The organism is Caldisericaceae bacterium (assembly GCA_036574215.1).
Taxonomy (GTDB): domain Bacteria; phylum Caldisericota; class Caldisericia; order Caldisericales; family Caldisericaceae; genus Caldisericum.
Map to the genome: position 1 here is coordinate 1 of JAINCR010000107.1, position 1171 is coordinate 1171.

At 33.3% G+C, this 1171-nt stretch carries 1 protein-coding gene; it reads left to right on the plus strand.

The annotated features are described in order from the left end of the window. Positions 1 to 989 (plus strand): FAD-dependent oxidoreductase (locus K6343_06710; GenBank protein ID MEF3245648.1); only part of this gene is annotated, 989 nt, incomplete at its 5' end. Positions 990 to 1171: the final 182 nt, after the last annotated feature.

The following is a 1171-nucleotide window of genomic DNA, read 5'->3' on the forward strand; positions in this document are numbered from 1 at the left end:
GAACAAAAATAAGAAAAATTGATAAAAAGGAACATCTACTTCTAACTGATTTAGGAGGTACCTTTGCTTACGATAAACTCCTTATAGCTAACGGTGCCTCTTCCTTTAAACCTCCGATAGATGGAGTGTATAAAGAAGGTGTCTTTACTTTAAGAAATCTCAATGATGCTTTTAAAATTAAAAAGCACTCTTTTCTTATAGGAAACGGAAAACCAGTTGTTGTTATAGGTGGTGGAGTCCTTGGTTTAGAGGCTGCCTATTCATTCATGAAAAATAAACTGAAACCCGTAGTGTTAGAAGGTAGATCTTATTTACTTCCTGCTCAACTTGACGAAGATGGTGCAAAGATACTTAAACGAATTTTAATGAAATGGGGGATTGGAATAATAGAAAATGCAGGTGTTGAAAAAATTGAAGGTGCAGATGTTGTAAATAGAGTTTTGCTTAAAGATGGAACTGTTTTACCTGCAGAGATGGTGTTGCTGTCTACAGGAGTTATTCCAAATTCGAATTTATTAGAATTGTCAAATCTTCCTTTCAAAAGAGGTGCAATAGTTAATTCCTATATGATGGTAGATGAAGATATCTTTGCGGCAGGTGATGTTGCCGAATTTAACGGAACTATTTATGGTATTATTCCGCCTGCAATTGAACAAGCTACTATTGCTGCAAAAAACATGGTAAACTTAGGAAGTGCTGAATACAAAGGTTCAACTCGCTCAAATACTTTAAAAGTAGTTGGCTTAGACCTTACTTCAGTTGGTCTTGTTAATCCTAAAGAGGATGGCTGCGAAGAAATAAGAGCCTCTGATGAAGCTCAAAACAAGTATAGAAAAGTTGTATTAAAAAACAATAAAGTAGTCGGTGTAATTATACTTGGAATAAAAGAAGCAACTATAGCAAACAAACTTGTTACCAACAATGTTGATGTTTCTGCCTACAAAGAGAAGCTTAAGGATATAAACTTCTCTTTAAAAGAAATTAAATAAGCTTTGATTTTTTTTGTGGGCGGACTTTGTCTTCCCCCTTTTTTATTTTAAAACAAAAAAAATATTATAATTTTTATGGAGGTCATTATGGAAAATTTTGTTTTAGAGATTCCAACTAAGGTTGTATTTGGTAAAAATCAGTTTGACAATCTCGGAAAGTACACTAAAACACTTGGTAAAAA